The following is a 15,541-nucleotide window of genomic DNA, read 5'->3' on the forward strand; positions in this document are numbered from 1 at the left end:
GGTCTATCTCCTTTGGAGCGGGAGGTGGATCGCCGACGGACGGGCGGCGGCGTGATGAATCGTGTTCTCCGCCGGGACCATGCGCGTGTGGCGCCCGAGCGGTTCGCCCGTGTTGGGGTTCACGTCGAAGCGGGGATAGTTGGAACTCGAGATCTCGAGCCGGATTCGGTGGCCGGCCCGAAACAGGTTGGCGGTCGGGAAGAGCCGAATCTCCATCTCGTAGACCTCTCCGGGCGTCATCAACGTCTCGCGCTCACGGGAGTCCCGGTAGCGGGCGCGGAGGATCCCGTCCGTGATATTGAGATCGAACCCGTCCGGATAGTCGTCGTTCGGGGGATAGACGTCGACGAGCTTGGCGGTGAAGTCGGTGTCGGGGGCGCTGGATGAGACCCACAACGTGACCGTGACCGGACCGATGACCTCCAGGTCCTCCGCCAGGGGCGCGGTCTCGAACACGAGCACGTCGGGCCGGTCGGCGGTGCGGCGGCCGTCGACCTCGGAGGCGAAGAAGCCGTTCTCCGAGCCGCCCGCCAGCGACCGGAAGGCGCGCTCGCGCTGGTCGTAGCCGCCCCGCTTCAGCGCGCCGGAGAAGGCCCCGCCGATCGTCGGGACCGGGTGCTCCGGATCGTAGGTGTAGGCGGTCGATCCTTCGTCGCCGCCCGGCGGCTCGCGCCTGAGCCCGCCGCCCGCGCGGAGGTGGAAGGGGATCGCTTCGGTGTCCTCGAGCGGCCAGCTCTGCGCGGTGCGCCACTCGCCGCCATGGAAGAGGCGGCCGTTTTCGTCGCGGCGGCCGTCACCGCCCCCCATGACGAAGATCGTGACCGGGCCGGGGGCCTCGCCCGCCAGCCTGTCCTCGCTCTCGAACAGGTCGTTCGCGCGCTGCCCGCGGAGGTTCCGGTCGAACCAGCGCAGGTGGAACTCGCGCGAGAAATCCTCCACCGCGGCCTCGGCCCCGAACTCGATGTCGCCGGCGTAGGAGCGGCTGTTGCCGCCGTGCGTCCACGGGCCCATGAGGAGCGTCATGGGCGACGACTTCCGCCGCGAGAGTTCGACGAAGCTCTGGATCGTGCCCGGGGCGTAGGAGTCGTACCAGCCGCCGACGTGCAGCATCGGGATGTCCGACGTCTCGTCGTAGTACTCGACCCAGTTGCGGCCGATGCCGCGGAAATAGTCGTCATAGTCGCCGTGGTTCTGCATCGTGAGGTAGTAGGCCTCGAAATTCGGCGCGACGGCGAGCGGGTTCTCCCCCTTTCGGAAGGGCGTGTCCGGGAACCAGTCCGACGGCGGTTCCTCGGCGAGGCGGAGGCGGATCTCGGGGTCGTCCGCGACCGCCGCGAGCTGGAGGTGGGCCCAGCCGAGTTGCTGGCCGAGTTCGAGCGCGCCGTGGTTGCGGACCTTGTGCGTCCAGGCGTCGGAGAGGCCTCCCATGGTGAGCACGAGCGTCCTGAGGCCGGGCGGGTTCAGCTTGGCGGCGTCCGCCTGCGTGTGGGCGCCGTAGGAGGTGCCCCACATGCCGACCGAGGGTTCCGCGTAGTCGAGCCCCGCGATCCACTCGATCGTGTCGTAGCCGTCGGGCGCGTCGAACTCGTGGTACTTCTGGAAGGTGCCCTCGGAGGCGTAGAGCCCGCGCGTGTCCTGCAGCACGACGACATAGCCGTGCGTGGTGAACCAGCGCGCCTGGTCCACGAGTCCGCGCGAGGTCTTGTCGTACGGGGTCCGGTGGAGGAGGACGGGAAACGGCCCATCGACGGGCTCGTACTCGCGGGAGGGGCGGTAGACGTCGGTCGCGAGGCGGATGCCGTCGCGCATCTGCACCATGAGATCCGTCTCGACCTGGAGGGCGTCGTACGGGCCGCGCCCCGCCGCGTCCGCCGCCGCATCCAGGGCGGCTTCCGCCGCCTCGTCGGAGCGGCTCGCATCGCCGCAGGCCGCGAGCCACAGCGCTCCCAGCAGGGCCCAGGCCTCGGCGGTGCGCCTCACGCCGGGACTCCCGCCGGGGCCGTCGAGAGGGCGTCCACGAGGTCGTCGATGTGCGCGAGTTCGTCCACGCGTTCGAGCCTGGCCAGCGCCTCGTCAATCCGCGCGTGGTCCATCACGAGGCTCGCGCAGTCGCGGAACTTGTCGTGCAGCTCCTCGCGGGTGAGCGGCCGCTCCGGCCCGCCGGGATAGGTGTCCGCCTCCGTGTGAAGCTCGGTCCCGTCGCGGAGCCGCACGTCGATGGCGCTCCGCATGCGGTCGTAGCCGCGGGCGTCGATCTCTTCATCGAACTGGACGGTCACGCGGCGCATCATGTCCGCCGCCTCGTCGGAGAGGACGAAGTCGTCGTGGAACTCGCGGATCCCGGCCCGCCGCCGCAGGACGATGCTTGAGAGGACGAAGGGGATGCAGAACTTCGCCTCGAGTTCGTTGCGCGGTACGGGGTATCGCAGGGGGTTCAGGATGTTGTGTCCGGCGCGGAAGGTGATGTGCGCGACGTCGTCGGGGGCGAGGTCGTGCTCGGTGACGAGTTCGAGCATGGCGGCCATGCTGGGATGGCCGAGGCTCCCCGAGGGGAACGGCTTCACGGAGACGCCGGGGTCGAGCAGCGTGAAGGGGGAGCCCAGGGCGCCGACCAGCCGCTCGGGCTCGAAGCCGCCGCCGAAGACGCGGAAGAAGCCCCACGGCGCCTCCAGCGCGTCGTGCCCGGCGGTGAAGCCGCAGGCGGCGAGGTCGACCGCCAGGATGCCGTTCTCCGCCGCCCGGCCCGCGTGGAGCGGCTTCGTCATCGTGCCGAACCCGAGCCGGATCCCCGACGAGAGGCTGGCGGCGATCCCGAGCGCCATCGCGAGGTCGTCCGCCTGCAGCCCGGCGAGTTTCGCGGCGGTGGCGCAGGCGCCGAGCGTGCCGATCGTCGCCGTCGAGTGGAAGCCCTCCATGTAGTGCCGCGGGTCGATCGCCTCGGCGATCTTGCACTCGACCTCGAACCCGATGAGGAAGGCCTCCAGGAACTCGGCCCCCGTGGCCCCTTCCCTCTCCGCCACCGCGTATCCCGCCGCGAGCGGCGCGACCGTCGGGTGCGTGAGGAGTCCGAAGATGCGGTCGGGGGCGTTCGAGAGCTGCGTGTCGTCGAAGTCCATCGCGTGGCCCGCGGTTCCGTTGGCGCGCGCCGCGAGCGATGCCGGGGCGCGCGCGTCCGGCGGGCCGATGATCGTCGCCTGAGCGTTCCCGCCCTGCACCGCGATCTGGTCCTGGACGATGCGGGAACAGGAATCCGTCGATCCGGCGAGGATCACACCCGTCCCATCGGTGACGCAGCGCCGTCCCTCGGACAGCAGCCGCTCCGGAAAGTCGTCCATCTTCGTCTCGAGTATGAAGTCGATGACCGCACGCGTCGCGCTCACTCGTGCTCCTCTTGCCGGGGTTCGTTGTCGGGTGTGTCGGGTTCGCCGTGTGTGTCGGGTCCGTCGTCTGTGTCGGGTCCGGGTTCGGGCGCTCGCGTCCTCCCGGATATCAGGCGGCTGCGAACCGCCGGGGCCGCGAAGCTCACCGCCGCGAGCAGGACCAGCACCAGGCCGATCGGGCTCTCGAGGAAGATCGAGTGCGACCCCGAGGACAGGCTCAAGGCCCGCCGATAGTTCGTCTCGATCATGGGGCCGAGGATGAGGCCGAGCACGGCCGGCGCCAGCGGGTAGCCGCCCCGCAGCATAGCGAAGCCGACGAGCCCGAAGAAGAGGGCGGCCCACGCATCCGTCGCGTTTCCGCGGAGGGAGAAGGTACCCACGAGCGAGATCGCGACGACGAGCGGCATCAGGATCGACGGCCGCAGCCGGACCACCCGCGTCCAGAGGGGGATTCCGAGGCGCCCCACGGCCAGCATGAGAAGCACCGCCACCACGAATCCCGCGTACAGCGCGTAGACGAGTTCGGAGCGCTCGGTCATGAGCAGAGGGCCGGGCGCCACGCCCTGCACCGTGAGGCCCCCGAGGAGGACCGCGGCGCTGGCGGACCCGGGGATCCCGAGCGCGAGGAGCGGGATCATCGCGGCCCCCACGCAGGAGTTGTTCGCCGCTTCCGGCGCCGCGATGCCCGCCGGCACACCCGTCCCGAACCGCTCCGGCGCCTTCGAGACGCGCCGTTCCTCGTTCCACGCCACGATGGAGGCGATCGTCGCCCCGGCCCCGGGTATGGCCCCGATCAGGCCCCCGATGGCGGATCCCCGCAGAATCGTGCGCCACAGTCCGAACAGCTCGCGGGCTCTCGGGAGGGCGCCGGCGATGCCGCCTCCGGGGGGCGTCGACCTGCGCCGGCCGGTCACCGCCTCCAGCGCCTCCGCGATCGCGAAGAAGCCGATCAGCATCGGGACGAGCCCGAGACCGTCCAGGAGCGCGTTCGTGCCGAACGTGAGCCGCGGGGCCCCCGTGAGCACGTCGAGCCCGACGATGAAGAAGAGGAGCCCGAGGAGCGCGCTGACGATCCCCTTGAACGGATCCTTCCCCACGAGGTTCGCGACGATGGAGAGCCCGAACACGCCGAGCCCGAAGTACTCCGCCGGCCCGAACGCGATCGCCGCCCGCGACAGCGGCCCCAACGCCAGGACGAGGAGGACGGCGCCGAGGAGCCCGCCGCTCATGCTGGAGAAGAGGGAGATCCCGAGGGCGCGTCCCGCCTCGCCGCGCTGCGTCATGGCGTAGCCGTCGAACGTGGTGGCGAGGGCGGGCGAACTCCCCGGCACGCCGATCGCGATCGCGGTGATCGACCCGCCATACTCCGCCGCCATGTAGATCGAGACCATCATCAGGAGGGCCGGCGTCGGGTCGAGGGCGAAGGTGACGGGGAGGACGAGCGCGAGTCCCACCGTCGAACTCAGCCCCGGCATCGCCCCCGCGAACACGCCGAGCAGGCTCCCCGCGAGGAGCGCCGCGAGGTTGCCCGGCTGGAGCGCCGTCAGCAGGCCGTCGAGAAACGCGGACACGGGCGGCCGATCAGAAGCCGGAGGGAAGCGGCACGCCGAGCGCCACCATGAACACGAGATAGATGAAGCCGGCGAAGGCGAGCGGCACGGCGATGAGCGCGAGCCGCGAGCGTTCGCCCGTCAGCCACATGAGCCCGGCGACGAGGAGCGGAACCGACACGAGGGTCCCGAGCCGGGGCCAGGCGAGGAGGAAGACGGCGATCCACGCCGCCCCCAGCCCCAGGCGGACGGCGGCGCGGCCGGCGGCCGGGCCCGCGACAGCGTTCCCGCGGGAACGTCCAGGGTCCGCTTCCGGCGGCTGCCGCGCGGCCCGGACCGCGAGCCAGGCCGCGCAGCCCATGAGCAGCATGGCGAGCAGCCGGGGGAAGAAGGCCGGACCCGGCGCCCCCTCGGCCAGCGACCCCGGGTAGGAGCGCGAGTCCAGCAGGACCCCCGCCGCCACGACGGCAAGCAATCCGGCCTCCGCGAGCAGCCGCAACCTGGCGTAGTGTCGCATACTGGCCCCGCCCGCGGAGGGACTACTCATCCAGTATTCCCAGCCGTCGCAGTATGTCGCGGCTCGTCGCCACCTCCTCGGCCATCCAGGCGCCGAACGCGTCCGCGTCCACCATCGTCGCGTACTCCAGCGCGGCCCGCTCCATGTATTCGCGGAACCCCGGGTCCTCGATCGCGGCCATCAGCCGCGCGCGCAGCTCCGCGCGCACCTCGGGATCCAGCGCCGGTGGGCCCACGACCCCGCGCCAGTGGACCGGCGCCAGGTCGTATCCCTGCTCCGCGTAGCTCGGCGTGTCCGGGAGCGCCTCGACCGGAAGCGCCACGCCCAGCACCCGCATCGTCCCCGCCCTCAGGTGCTCACGCACGATGTTGTAGTTCGTGTGCGCCGCATCCGTGTGCCCGCCGAGCGCCGCCACCACGGCGTCGGCCGACCCCTCGTACGCGATCCATCGCACGTCGGGGTCTTCCGCCGCGGCCCTCAAGCGGGCGAACCCGAGGAAGTGGGCCGACGCCGCCCCGAACCCCGACACCGAGACCTCGCCCGGCCGGGCGTGCGCCGCCTCGAACAGGTCGCCGAGCGTGTGGAAGGGGCTGTCGTCCCGCACCGCGATCAGAAAGGGGTCGATCTGGATGCGGAGGATGGGGGTAAAGTCCCCGGGAGCGAACGGAATCCGCCCCGTCGCCATGTTCACGGTGCCGCTCGCCGTGAAGACGCCGAGCACGTGCGGGTCGCCCTCCCGTCCCTGCAGGTACTGCATGCCGGCCGCGCCCGCCCCGCCCTGCCGGGTCATGACGGTGACGCGCCGGCCATCGAAGTGCGGGGGCGCAGCCTCGGCCAGCGCTCGCGAGAGGAGGTCCGTCGGTCCGCCCGGCGTCGCCCACGAGACGATCTCGATCGTCCGGCTCGGAAACGCCGCCTCCTCCCCGGAGGTCGAACAACCGACCGCTGCGACCGACGCCACGGCCAGACCCGCCGCGGTAAACGCGAGTTGACGTCCGGATGATGGCGTAGACCATCCTCTGACATTCATGGAGGGAATGTGAGGTCTTCATCGAGGACGGGCCACGGGGCGGCGGGAATCCATTGATGGAACTGGTCTGACTAGTTATTCTGAACGGATGGAACTGCTCTACTCGACCTATGAGGCGAAGGCCCGTTTCTCCGAAGTGTTACGCCACGTGAGGGAGGGCCGAACCGTGACCATATCCTACCGGGGAGACCCGGTGGCCGAGATCCGACCCCTTCGTGATCGGGCCACGCGTCTCGAGAAACGCCTTGCGGAGCTGGAGAGGCAGGGAGCCCTAACCCCGGCTCCCAAACATCGGGAACCCATGAAGCCCGGCAAACGGGTGCCGGGGGCGCTGGAGCGGTTTCTGGCCGACCGCGGTGAATGAGGGCCGCCTACGTCGACACCTCCGCAATCATTGCCATCGCGTTTGACGAAGAGGGCTCGGACGGCATTGCCCGTCGAATCGACGGCTTCGATTACGTCACTTCGTCGAATCTCCTGGAGGCCGAGTTGCGGTCCGCCTGTACAAGGGAGGGTAGGCCAGTCCCGGAGAGCGTCGTATCGGCCTTCCGCTGGGTACAGCCGAACCGGGCCTTGTCGACTGAACTGCGATCGGTGCTGAGGGCGGGATACCTCCGAGGCGCGGATCTCTGGCATGTTGCCTGTGCCCTGTACATGGCGCGGGAGTCGGAGGATGTGACCTTCATCACGCTTGACCAGCGCCAAGCTGAGGTCGCGGCGTCCTTGGGGTTTCGGCTCGACTAGCCAGCGCCATCGCACAGGCGACGGACGGGCTGGGGACGCCGGGCGGGCTGGTCGCGCCGGGTAGGCGTTCGGTAGACTGCCCCGCATGAGCGAACCCGGAAGCGACACCATGACGCCAACTGCGGCCCCGACACCGGCCGCCAGAACGGAGGCTGGCTGGCGGCGCGACGTGTGGCCAGGGATCCACTGGATCCAGGAGTGCGGCGGGCACCGGGCCGGGATCGCGCGCGCGGTGCTGGAGAGCGGCGCGGACTGGTACAGGCCCGGGAACGAGCTTTACGTCCCGCAGAACGCGTACCTCCTCACCGGCGAGCGGACGCTGCTCTGGGATACGCTCTCACCGGCCTCGGGCCACATCCTTCTGCCGGCGCTCGAGGAACTGCTCGAAGGGCGGTCGCTCGACTACCTCGCCCTCTCGCATCCCGACGTACCGCACGCGGGGAATACGATGCAGGTGTTGCGGCGCTATCCGGACTGCCGCCTTGTCGCGCCGGCGACCGGCGAGACGCACGCGCTGTACCACCTCGACGACGCGATGAAGGTGGGACCCGAGGACGAGATCGATCTCGGCGGGCTCCGGGTCCGCTTCCCGGAGGCGACCTTCCTCGACGCCGCGATCCACACGTGGATGAGCGAGGAGACGACCCGCACGCTCTTCACGGTCGACTGGATGGGATTCCCGCACCAGAGCGGCGAGTCCCTGCGGCGCACGGACGAGATCGACACGGTGGTGGACGTGGGGCGCCTCGAGGAGTTCCACAGCCGGGTCATGTTCTGGTTCCAGTACGTCGTTCCGGAGAAGGTGACGGCGGCGACGGACGCGCTCGCGGTGCAGTTCGCCGGATACGGGCTCGCGCCGGCGCACGGACTCCCGATCCCGGGGGAGGACGCGGCCCCGTACTACGAGCGGATGAACGAGGTCGTGCGGCGGGTGGCCGCGAGCGGGCGCGGGGGCGTCCTGTGAGTGCGATCAGCCTGGGCGACGGCGTCTCCTGGGTCCACGAGTGCTTCGCGGAGAGCAACGGCCACATCCACATCTCCGTCTACCTCGTCGAGGCGCCGGAGGGGGCGATCCTCATGGACTCCGGCTCCTTCCACCACCGGCAGCGCCTCTCGGACCGGATCGGCGACGCCACCGCCGGGCGGGGCGTCGGCGCCATCATCCTGTCCCACTCCGATTATCCCCACTCGGGCAACATTCCCGCCTTTCGCCGCGACTGGGGCGACTTCGAGATCGTCGCCTCCTGCGGGGACCCGGACCTCCAGGGCCTCCCGTACGCGCGCCGCACCAAGATCGGTGACGTCACCGACGTCCTCGGCCGGCGTTTCGTGGTGCTCGACCCCCCGCTCGCCGACCGCAACCACACGACGTGGGTCTACGACGAATCCTCGCGCACCCTGTTCGTGGCGGACGGCTTCGGGTCGCTCCACCCCCCCGGCGCCTGCGACATCGACTGGGGCCGGATCCCGGAGGACGGACGCGCGGAGGGCGTACACGAGTTCCACGCCCAGACGCTGCCCTGGCTGCGCTATGCGGACCCGAACCGGGTCATGGATGCGTTGCACGCGATGCTGGAGCGGCATCCCCCGGCCTGGATCGCGCCGATCCACGGCCCACCGATCGCCGAGGCGGACGTGGACCGCTACATGGCCGACCTGAGCGACGCCCTGACCCGAATCGCAGCTTCCTGCGGATCATCGGAATAAGCCTGGGTCGAGCGACGTCCTCCCGATTCACCGAGCCTCCGCGCACACGTTCTCACCGGTCGAGCAGCTTCTCCAAATCGCCCTCGGAGGCGGCGCCGACGATTCGGGCGTGTTCCGACACGAATGTCGGGGTCGCGGTGATCCGCCAGCGGTCGGCGAGCGCGGCGTCGCGGGCGAGGCGCTCGGTGGTCGCGGTCGAGTTCAGACAGCGGACGAGACGCGTTCCCGCGGGAACGTCCACCGCGATCGCGACCGACTCCCAGTCCACGTCTCCCGTCTCCCAAGCTTCGTTCATCATCAGGTAGTCGTGCATGCGCGCGAACGCTCCCTGCTTCTCCGCGCAGATCGCCGCGCGCGCCGCCTGGGCCGAACGGTCCGAGAGGGGCACGTGAACGAGCACGACCCTGGCCTCACCCGACGCCACCCACCCGTTCACGGTCTCGTGCGATGAGCGACAGAAGGGACACAGGTAGTCGCTGAACTCGAAGATCGTCTGCGGGGCATCGCCGCTGCCGAGCACACTTGTTCGACCCGCGGCGGCCTGTCTCCCTTCCTCGCGATAGAGCGCGAGCACCTGCCGCTCGGCCCCCCACTCCCGCAGGCGGCCGCCGACCACCCCCGACGGACGGAAGGCGATCACCGCGAGGAGTAGGAAGCACACCCACAGACCGATGTCGTGGATCCCGGGTCGCTTCACGTCCCCGGTGCCCTCGCGCCCGCGGGCAGCGGCGCGATCAGGACGTGTTCGACATCCAGCTCGTCCCGCACCACCCCGACCGCCTCCGTTTCGTCGGCCCAGAGCAGATCGAAGCCGCCGGGAAACTCGACGTTCACGGCGGGGCTTCCCGGCCCGGCGTACACGCTCCAGATCGAGATCTCGTCTTCGTCGCGCGGGGCGTCCGTTCGCGGCCGGTAACCGGTCGCCCAGGCGCGTCCGTCGGCGCCCGCAATCACGCTCCCCAGCGGTGGGAAGGAGTCGGGCACCGCCCACACGTCGAGCGTGGCCGCCATGCGGGTTTGCAGTTGGGCCGGCAGGAGACGATCCATCTCGGCGCGGAGGGGAGCCAGCGCCATGTCCCGGTCCGCCGCGGACACGGGCATCGATGGGAGGGAGAAATCGATCGCGGCCACAGGCGTGCCGCTACTCGTCACCCGCTCCGCGCGCGGACGCGCCGTGGACCCGAACAGAAGGACGGAATCGCGCGGCAGCACAAACGGCTGAGGCGAGAACGGAATGCGGCCCGAAATGTACGAATCTCCGGGATAGCGGAAGACGCGGGTTCCCGTGGTCTCGGCGACCGGGGCGAAGCCCGCCCCCGCCGCCGACGTCAGGAAGATGACGATCTGCAGGGGATGGGACTCGCCCATCTCGTCGACGCGTCGGTCGGGCCTCGCCACCGCCCACACCAGCCGGCCGTCATCCAAGGCGCCGTGCAAGCGCGGGGATTGCAGGGTGTCCCCCGGAGGGATCGGGATCCCGACGCGCCGCACACCCGCGCCGGTGTACGGCCAGACGGACGCGCCCCCCCGCGCCTCGTCGTAGACGACCACGGAATCGCCGCGGTATCCGAAGAGCGCCGTCAGTTCGCCGAACTCACGCGGACCGCCGCCCACGCCGCCGCGGGTCTCGCGCCACGCCCCATCGAGCGTGAACGTGCGCAGCGTGGCGTCGCCCCGGTTCGCGACGACCAGCACACCGGCCGGCCGGTCCACGACCACGCCGGCGATGTCGTGGAAATCCGTCCGCCCATCCCCGGACGCGCTTCCGAGCCGCAGGCGGAGCGGCCCCGCGCGAAGGTGCGCGGGGTCCGCTCCGAAGTCCGTTCCCGGATCCGCCGAGGCGGCCGTGTCGGTACGGCGATCCTCTGCCAGACATGCGGCGGCCAGCATCGCCGCCGCGAGTGTCGTCCAGTGCCGGGGCCGCGCCCCGGCCCCCGCTGCACGGAGTTTCATGTCATCGTCCTCAAAGGAGATGGGGATCCGAAGGAGGACCCCAAGTGGGGAAAAAGCATCCTCGCAGGCATTCGTTGACTTCGTAACTGCAGCCCCACTCACCGTCCAGGACGCAGTCCGACCAATCTCGAATACAGTCCGTCTGGCAGTCGTCGGCGCGCGCGGACGCGGCCCGGCCGGGTTGCGCCAGGATGGCCGTGGCCAGCACGAGGTTGAAGCCAAGGAGTACCCAGCGTCCCGCTTTCGTCGTCTTCATCGTCCCCTCCCATTCCCGGGTCGCCGGAAGGCCGGATCGCGGCCGCCATGGTCGTTGGCGCGCTCGTCGCGACCCTCCGGGACGGACCCTCCGTCCCGTGCCTTCCGAGATTCACCCTCCAGAGTCCGGCCGGCTATCAACGGGCTATCAACTCGCTCGCGGCCGGGGGCCGGCCGGGGGCTGGCAGGAGTCACGCCGGACGGCACTCGCCTCCCCTCCGCAGGCCACGTATCGTCGGAACTTCACGGAATCGCGGGACGACAGGAGGGCGTGGATGGCGGATGTGCTTTGCGTAGGCGGGACGGGGACCGTCGGGCGTCGGGTCGTCGAGGGCCTGGTGGCCCGCGGCGTATCGGTCCGGTGCCTGACGCGCTCGGCGGACCGGGCCGGGACGTCGGACGAACGGGTCGAGTTCGTGCAGGGAGATCTGGAGCGGCCCGACACGCTCGCGCCGGCGCTCGAAGGCGTGTCGCGCATGCACCTCCTCACGGCGCTCCACCCGCGGGAGGCGCAACTCGGCATCGGGGCCGTCGGTGCGGCCGCGGAGGCCGACGTCGAGCGGATCGTCTTCCATTCCGCGCACCGCGCGCATGCGGCGCCCCACATCCCCCACTTCGCGAGCAAGATGGAGATCCTGGCCGCGCTCGAGGTCTCCAGCGTGCCGTGGGCGACGATCGAACCGAACCACTATTTCCAGAACGACTTGTGGCTGAAGCGGTCGCTCGAAGCCGGGGTCTACCCCGCACCGCTCGGCGGCGTGGGACTGCACCGGGTCGACGTCCGCGACATCGCCGACGCCACCGTGAACGCGCTCCTCGACGACGGCCACGAGGGGATCCGGCATCCGGTGGTCGGACCCGAACTCCTGACGAGCGCGGATGTCGCCCGCACGTGGAGCGAACACCTCGACCGCGAGATCGAGTACGTAGGCGACGACCTCGACGCGTGGGAGGCGCGCGCGGCCCGGCGCCTGCCGGACTGGCTCGTGAGGGACCTGCGGACCATGTCGGAGTACTTCCTCTCCGACGGGCTCATCGCGACGGAGGAGGACTTCGCGACGATGAGCCACGTGCTGGGCCACGCGCCGCGCGTGTTCGAGGATTTCGTGCGGGAGACGGTCGCCGCCTGGCGCTGAGGAGGTCGACACATGTTCACGATATACATCTTCAGTCTTCTCGTGGGCGGGGGCTTCCTCGCGCTGTCGGTGTTCGGGGACTTCCTGGACGGCATGGACATCGACGTGGATGTTGACGCGGACCTGGACGCGGGGGGCGCGGCCGACGTGGCGAGACTCCTCTCGCTGCGGACGATCGTCTACGCCATGTTCGGGTTCGGCGCGACCGGCGCCATCCTGCACTGGTTCACGAGTCCCGCGGTCACGGCCGCCATCGCCGGCGTCACGGGACTGGCCTCCGGGGCGTTCATCGGCGCCGCTTTCCGCTACATCAGGCGCTCGGGCGCCGGCACCGCGCTCGGAGAGCGTTCGCTGGCCGGATTGACGGGCGAAGTCACGATGGAAATAGCGCCGGACAGCGCGGGTACGGTGAAGGTGTCGCGCGGCGAGCGCCGGTTCAGGGTGCGGGCCCGCATGGACTCGACCTGCCCGGACGACCTGCCGCTGCGCGCCGGACAGTCGGTCGTCGTCGTGCGCATGACAGACGGCATCGCGGATGTCGTGCCCATGGACCCCGAGGACATGACACTGGAGGAATGAGGTCGAAATGCAAGACTTTCTGAATCTCCTGGCCGCCCCCGTCGTCATGGCGGGCGTCTTCTTCGTCGTCGTACTCGTGGCGATCATCACGATCAAAAACCTGATCGTGATCGTTCCCCCCAACCGCGCGGCCGTCATCACCGGCCGCAACCGCATGCTGACCGATGGCCAGGCCGTCGGCTACCGCTCCATCTCGGGCGGGCGCACAATCCGGATCCCGATCATTGAGACGGTCCAGCACATGAACCTCGAGACCATCCCCATCGAGGTCTCCGTCAACAACGCCTTCTCGAAGGGGAACATCCCGCTCAGCGTGGAGGCGATCGCCAACGTGAAGATCGCCTCGGAGCCCGAGTGGGTGTTCAACAACTCGGTCGAGCGCCTGCTCGGGAAGACGGAGGAGGAAGTTCGGGAACTCGCCCAGGACACGCTCACGGGGAACCTGCGGGGCGTGCTCGCCACGCTCACGCCGGAAGCCGTGAACGAAGACCGGCTGGGCTTCGCCAAGGCGCTGGCGGAGGATGCGGGGGAGGACCTGGCGTCGCTCGGCTTCCACCTCGACGTGCTCAAGATCCAGAACGTGAGCGACGAGCGCGGCTACCTCGACGCGATCGGGCGCGAGAAGTCGGCCGAGGCGATCCGGCAGGCGGAGATCGCCGAGGCGCAGGCGGAGGCGGACACGCGCGAGGCGCAGGCCGAGGCGAGGCGGCGCGCCGAGGTGCGGGAGGCCGCGGCCTCGATCAAGGTCGCCGAGGCCCAGAACGAGTTGCGGGTGCGCAAGGCCGAACTGCATCGCGAGGGCGACACGGCCGAGAAGATCGCGCGCGTGAAGGCGCAGGAGGCCGAGGTCGAGGCCGAGAAGATCCTCGAGATGAAGCGCGTGGAGCGCGAGGAGCAGCGGCTGCGGGCGGACGTGATCGAGCCCGCCAAGGCCGAGAAGATGGCCGCGTTCGCGCGGGCGGAGGCCGAGGCGGCCCCGATCCTGGAGCGCGGAAAGGCCCAGGTCGAGGTCCTGAAGCGGCTCTACGCCGAGGTCCAGACCGGAGGCGAGGCCGCCTTCGCCGTGTTCATGGCCGAGAAGCTGCCCGAACTGCTCGAGATCGCCGTTGGCGCCGTGGAAGGCGTGGACATCGACCGCGTCGTCGTCATGGACGGCGGCAAGGGAGAGGGCGTATCCAACGCCCTAAACCAGCGCGTGCGCGGCGCCTACGGAACGATGGAGGGACTCGCGTCCGTGCTGGGCCTCGACATCCAGGAGGTCCTCCAGCGCGCGGTGGGTTCCGGCGACGCGGACAGCGGCGACGGTTCAGCCCCCGAGCTTCCGCCCGCCTAGGCCCGGAACCCTCACGAGGGACGATCCATGAGAGGAGCCATCCTTGCGCTGGCGCTCGCCTTGGCGGCCAGCGAGGTCGCCGCGCAGCCGTACGTCGGGTCCGAGTTGGGCTTCACGCTCGCTCCGGCCATGCGGCTCGTCGGCACGGACAACGACTGGGGCACGCGCTGCGACCTGCTCATCAACCCCGATGGGGTGGAGACGGGATCGGAGTGCGACACCCCGCCGCCCCCGACCGAGTGGGCGAACGAATCAGGCGGCACGAGGGGGATGGCGACGGGAATCGCGGCCGGATACCGGTTCGGCAGGTTCCGGGTCGAGGCCGAGTACCGGTACCGCGCCGCGGCGTATCACGACTATGCGCCGACGGAGATCGGCGATGTGGTGACCGCCCAGAAGGCCGACCAGGAGCTGGAGCGGGCGATCGGCGGCGCCGGCGACGTGAGCGCACACGGCGTGTTCACGAACCTCGCCGTCGATCTCGGCTCGGGCGGTGCGCGGCTGACGCCGTACCTGGGGGTCGGCGCGGGTGTGCAGCGCATGGCCGTCGACTATTTCAGCCTGTGGAAGCGAAACAACGACCCGACGCGGATCGCCACGTTCGAGGATCCTGTGCTCCGCGCGAAGCTGGCCGGGACCACGACGCTGGGTTCAGCGGTGCTCCACGACACCATGTTCGGCGTCCAGGCGCTGGCGGGCGTGGACTACCGCGTCGCCGATCGCTTCACGGTCGGAACCCGGATACGCTACGCGAAGGCGCTCGGCCCGTTCGAGAGCGACCCTCGCGAGTGGGACCAACTCCGCAGCCACGACTCCACCGTGGGCCGCGGTTCCCGCATCGTATACACCGTGGAAACGCGCGACACGAGCGCGTTCACCGTGACCCTCAGCCTGAGATACGACCTCTAGTCACGGCCACCGACGCGGCCTCCCTAGCGCACGATTTCGTAGCGCACGACGTAAGGGATGTCGAGCGTGTCAACCTGGCTTCTCCACGCGCGGGCTGAGTTTTGCGATGCGCCACGGCGGGAAACTGCTGTTCAGGAGAAGATACAGATGCCTGCCACCCCCCAGCACCCGCGAATCCTCCGGCAACGGCACCTTCTCGACCAGCTTGCGGCCCGTGTGCCGGTCGTAGATGTCCAACGAGGAGTGATACGCCCCGAAGGGTCCGCCGGCCTCCGGGTAACCGAAACGACCATGCACCACGACGAGATGGGAATCCACGACGGCGATGTGCGAGATCGTGCCTCGCCCTCCGAGCAGTTCCGGCATCTGCGTGGGGTACGCGCCCGGGTTGAAGGCGCCCGGTTCAAACACGGGAACCGGCTGGAACGTGGCCGGGGGGACGCCGATC

At 70.1% G+C, this 15,541-nt stretch carries 15 protein-coding genes; 7 read left to right on the top strand and 8 right to left on the bottom strand.

The features are described 5' to 3' along the window. Positions 1-3: 3 nt before the first annotated feature. Genes OXN85_03385 through OXN85_03405 form a run of 5 tightly spaced genes read right to left on the bottom strand, consistent with a single transcriptional unit; the run spans position 4 to position 6,408 of the window. Complete coding sequence (locus tag OXN85_03385; GenBank protein ID MCY3599003.1) at positions 4-1,980, bottom strand: CocE/NonD family hydrolase; 1,977 nt, start codon at positions 1,978-1,980, stop codon at positions 4-6. Continuing rightward, positions 1,977-3,380, bottom strand: coding sequence for an MmgE/PrpD family protein (locus tag OXN85_03390; GenBank protein MCY3599004.1), 1,404 nt, complete (start codon positions 3,378-3,380; stop codon positions 1,977-1,979). Before OXN85_03390 ends, OXN85_03385 begins: the two co-directional genes overlap by 4 nt. Further along, positions 3,377-4,951: a tripartite tricarboxylate transporter permease gene (locus tag OXN85_03395; GenBank protein MCY3599005.1), complete on the bottom strand. Its 1,575-nt coding sequence runs from the start codon at positions 4,949-4,951 to the stop codon at positions 3,377-3,379. Before OXN85_03395 ends, OXN85_03390 begins: the two co-directional genes overlap by 4 nt. A 10-nt stretch (positions 4,952-4,961) precedes the next feature. After that, positions 4,962-5,477 carry a tripartite tricarboxylate transporter TctB family protein gene (locus OXN85_03400; protein MCY3599006.1) on the bottom strand — a complete coding sequence of 172 codons (516 nt, stop codon included), beginning with the start codon at positions 5,475-5,477 and terminating at the stop codon, positions 4,962-4,964. Further along, positions 5,470-6,408, bottom strand: a complete 939-nt coding sequence (locus OXN85_03405) for a tripartite tricarboxylate transporter substrate binding protein (protein ID MCY3599007.1) — start codon at positions 6,406-6,408, stop codon at positions 5,470-5,472. The genes OXN85_03400 and OXN85_03405 overlap by 8 nt, the downstream gene beginning before the upstream one ends. A gap of 429 nt (positions 6,409-6,837) precedes the next feature. On the opposite strand from OXN85_03405, the gene OXN85_03410 reads away from it, so the two are divergent. From OXN85_03410 to OXN85_03420, 3 genes are all read left to right on the top strand, one after another. After that, positions 6,838-7,221: a PIN domain-containing protein gene (locus OXN85_03410; GenBank protein ID MCY3599008.1), complete on the top strand. Its 384-nt coding sequence runs from the start codon at positions 6,838-6,840 to the stop codon at positions 7,219-7,221. A gap of 85 nt (positions 7,222-7,306) precedes the next feature. Continuing rightward, entirely contained in the window at positions 7,307-8,185 is an 879-nt protein-coding gene (locus OXN85_03415) for an MBL fold metallo-hydrolase (GenBank protein ID MCY3599009.1), read from the top strand. Then, positions 8,182-8,928: an MBL fold metallo-hydrolase gene (locus tag OXN85_03420; GenBank protein ID MCY3599010.1), complete on the top strand. Its 747-nt coding sequence runs from the start codon at positions 8,182-8,184 to the stop codon at positions 8,926-8,928. Before OXN85_03415 ends, OXN85_03420 begins: the two co-directional genes overlap by 4 nt. 52 nt (positions 8,929-8,980) lie before the next feature. On the opposite strand, the gene OXN85_03425 is transcribed toward OXN85_03420, so the two are convergent. Together OXN85_03425 and OXN85_03430 are read right to left on the bottom strand one after the other, a co-directional pair. Next, positions 8,981-9,625, bottom strand: coding sequence for a thioredoxin domain-containing protein (locus OXN85_03425; protein MCY3599011.1), 645 nt, complete (start codon positions 9,623-9,625; stop codon positions 8,981-8,983). Next, a complete protein-coding gene (locus OXN85_03430) occupies positions 9,622-10,881 on the bottom strand; it encodes a hypothetical protein (GenBank protein MCY3599012.1) in 1,260 nt (419 codons plus the stop codon). Before OXN85_03430 ends, OXN85_03425 begins: the two co-directional genes overlap by 4 nt. 530 nt (positions 10,882-11,411) lie before the next feature. Here OXN85_03430 and OXN85_03435 point away from each other — a divergent pair. The 4 genes from OXN85_03435 to OXN85_03450 are packed head-to-tail and all read left to right on the top strand — an operon-like array spanning position 11,412 to position 15,093. Further along, positions 11,412-12,272: an NmrA family NAD(P)-binding protein gene (locus OXN85_03435; GenBank protein ID MCY3599013.1), complete on the top strand. Its 861-nt coding sequence runs from the start codon at positions 11,412-11,414 to the stop codon at positions 12,270-12,272. Positions 12,273-12,284: 12 nt separating this feature from the next. After that, the gene (locus tag OXN85_03440) at positions 12,285-12,851 is read left to right on the top strand and encodes a hypothetical protein (GenBank protein MCY3599014.1); all 567 of its coding nucleotides are present in this window, start codon (positions 12,285-12,287) and stop codon (positions 12,849-12,851) included. Positions 12,852-12,858: 7 nt separating this feature from the next. Then, entirely contained in the window at positions 12,859-14,184 is a 1,326-nt protein-coding gene (locus OXN85_03445; protein MCY3599015.1) for an SPFH domain-containing protein, read from the top strand. 27 nt (positions 14,185-14,211) lie between these two features. Next, complete coding sequence (locus OXN85_03450) at positions 14,212-15,093, top strand: outer membrane beta-barrel protein (GenBank protein MCY3599016.1); 882 nt, start codon at positions 14,212-14,214, stop codon at positions 15,091-15,093. A 69-nt stretch (positions 15,094-15,162) separates the two neighbouring features. Here the strand turns inward: OXN85_03450 and OXN85_03455 are convergent. Next, a partial coding sequence (locus OXN85_03455; protein MCY3599017.1) for a hypothetical protein occupies positions 15,163-15,541 on the bottom strand: 379 nt, incomplete at its 5' end.

The sequence above is a fragment of the Candidatus Palauibacter australiensis genome (assembly GCA_026705295.1).
GTDB classification, from domain to species: Bacteria; Gemmatimonadota; Gemmatimonadetes; order Palauibacterales; family Palauibacteraceae; genus Palauibacter; species Palauibacter australiensis.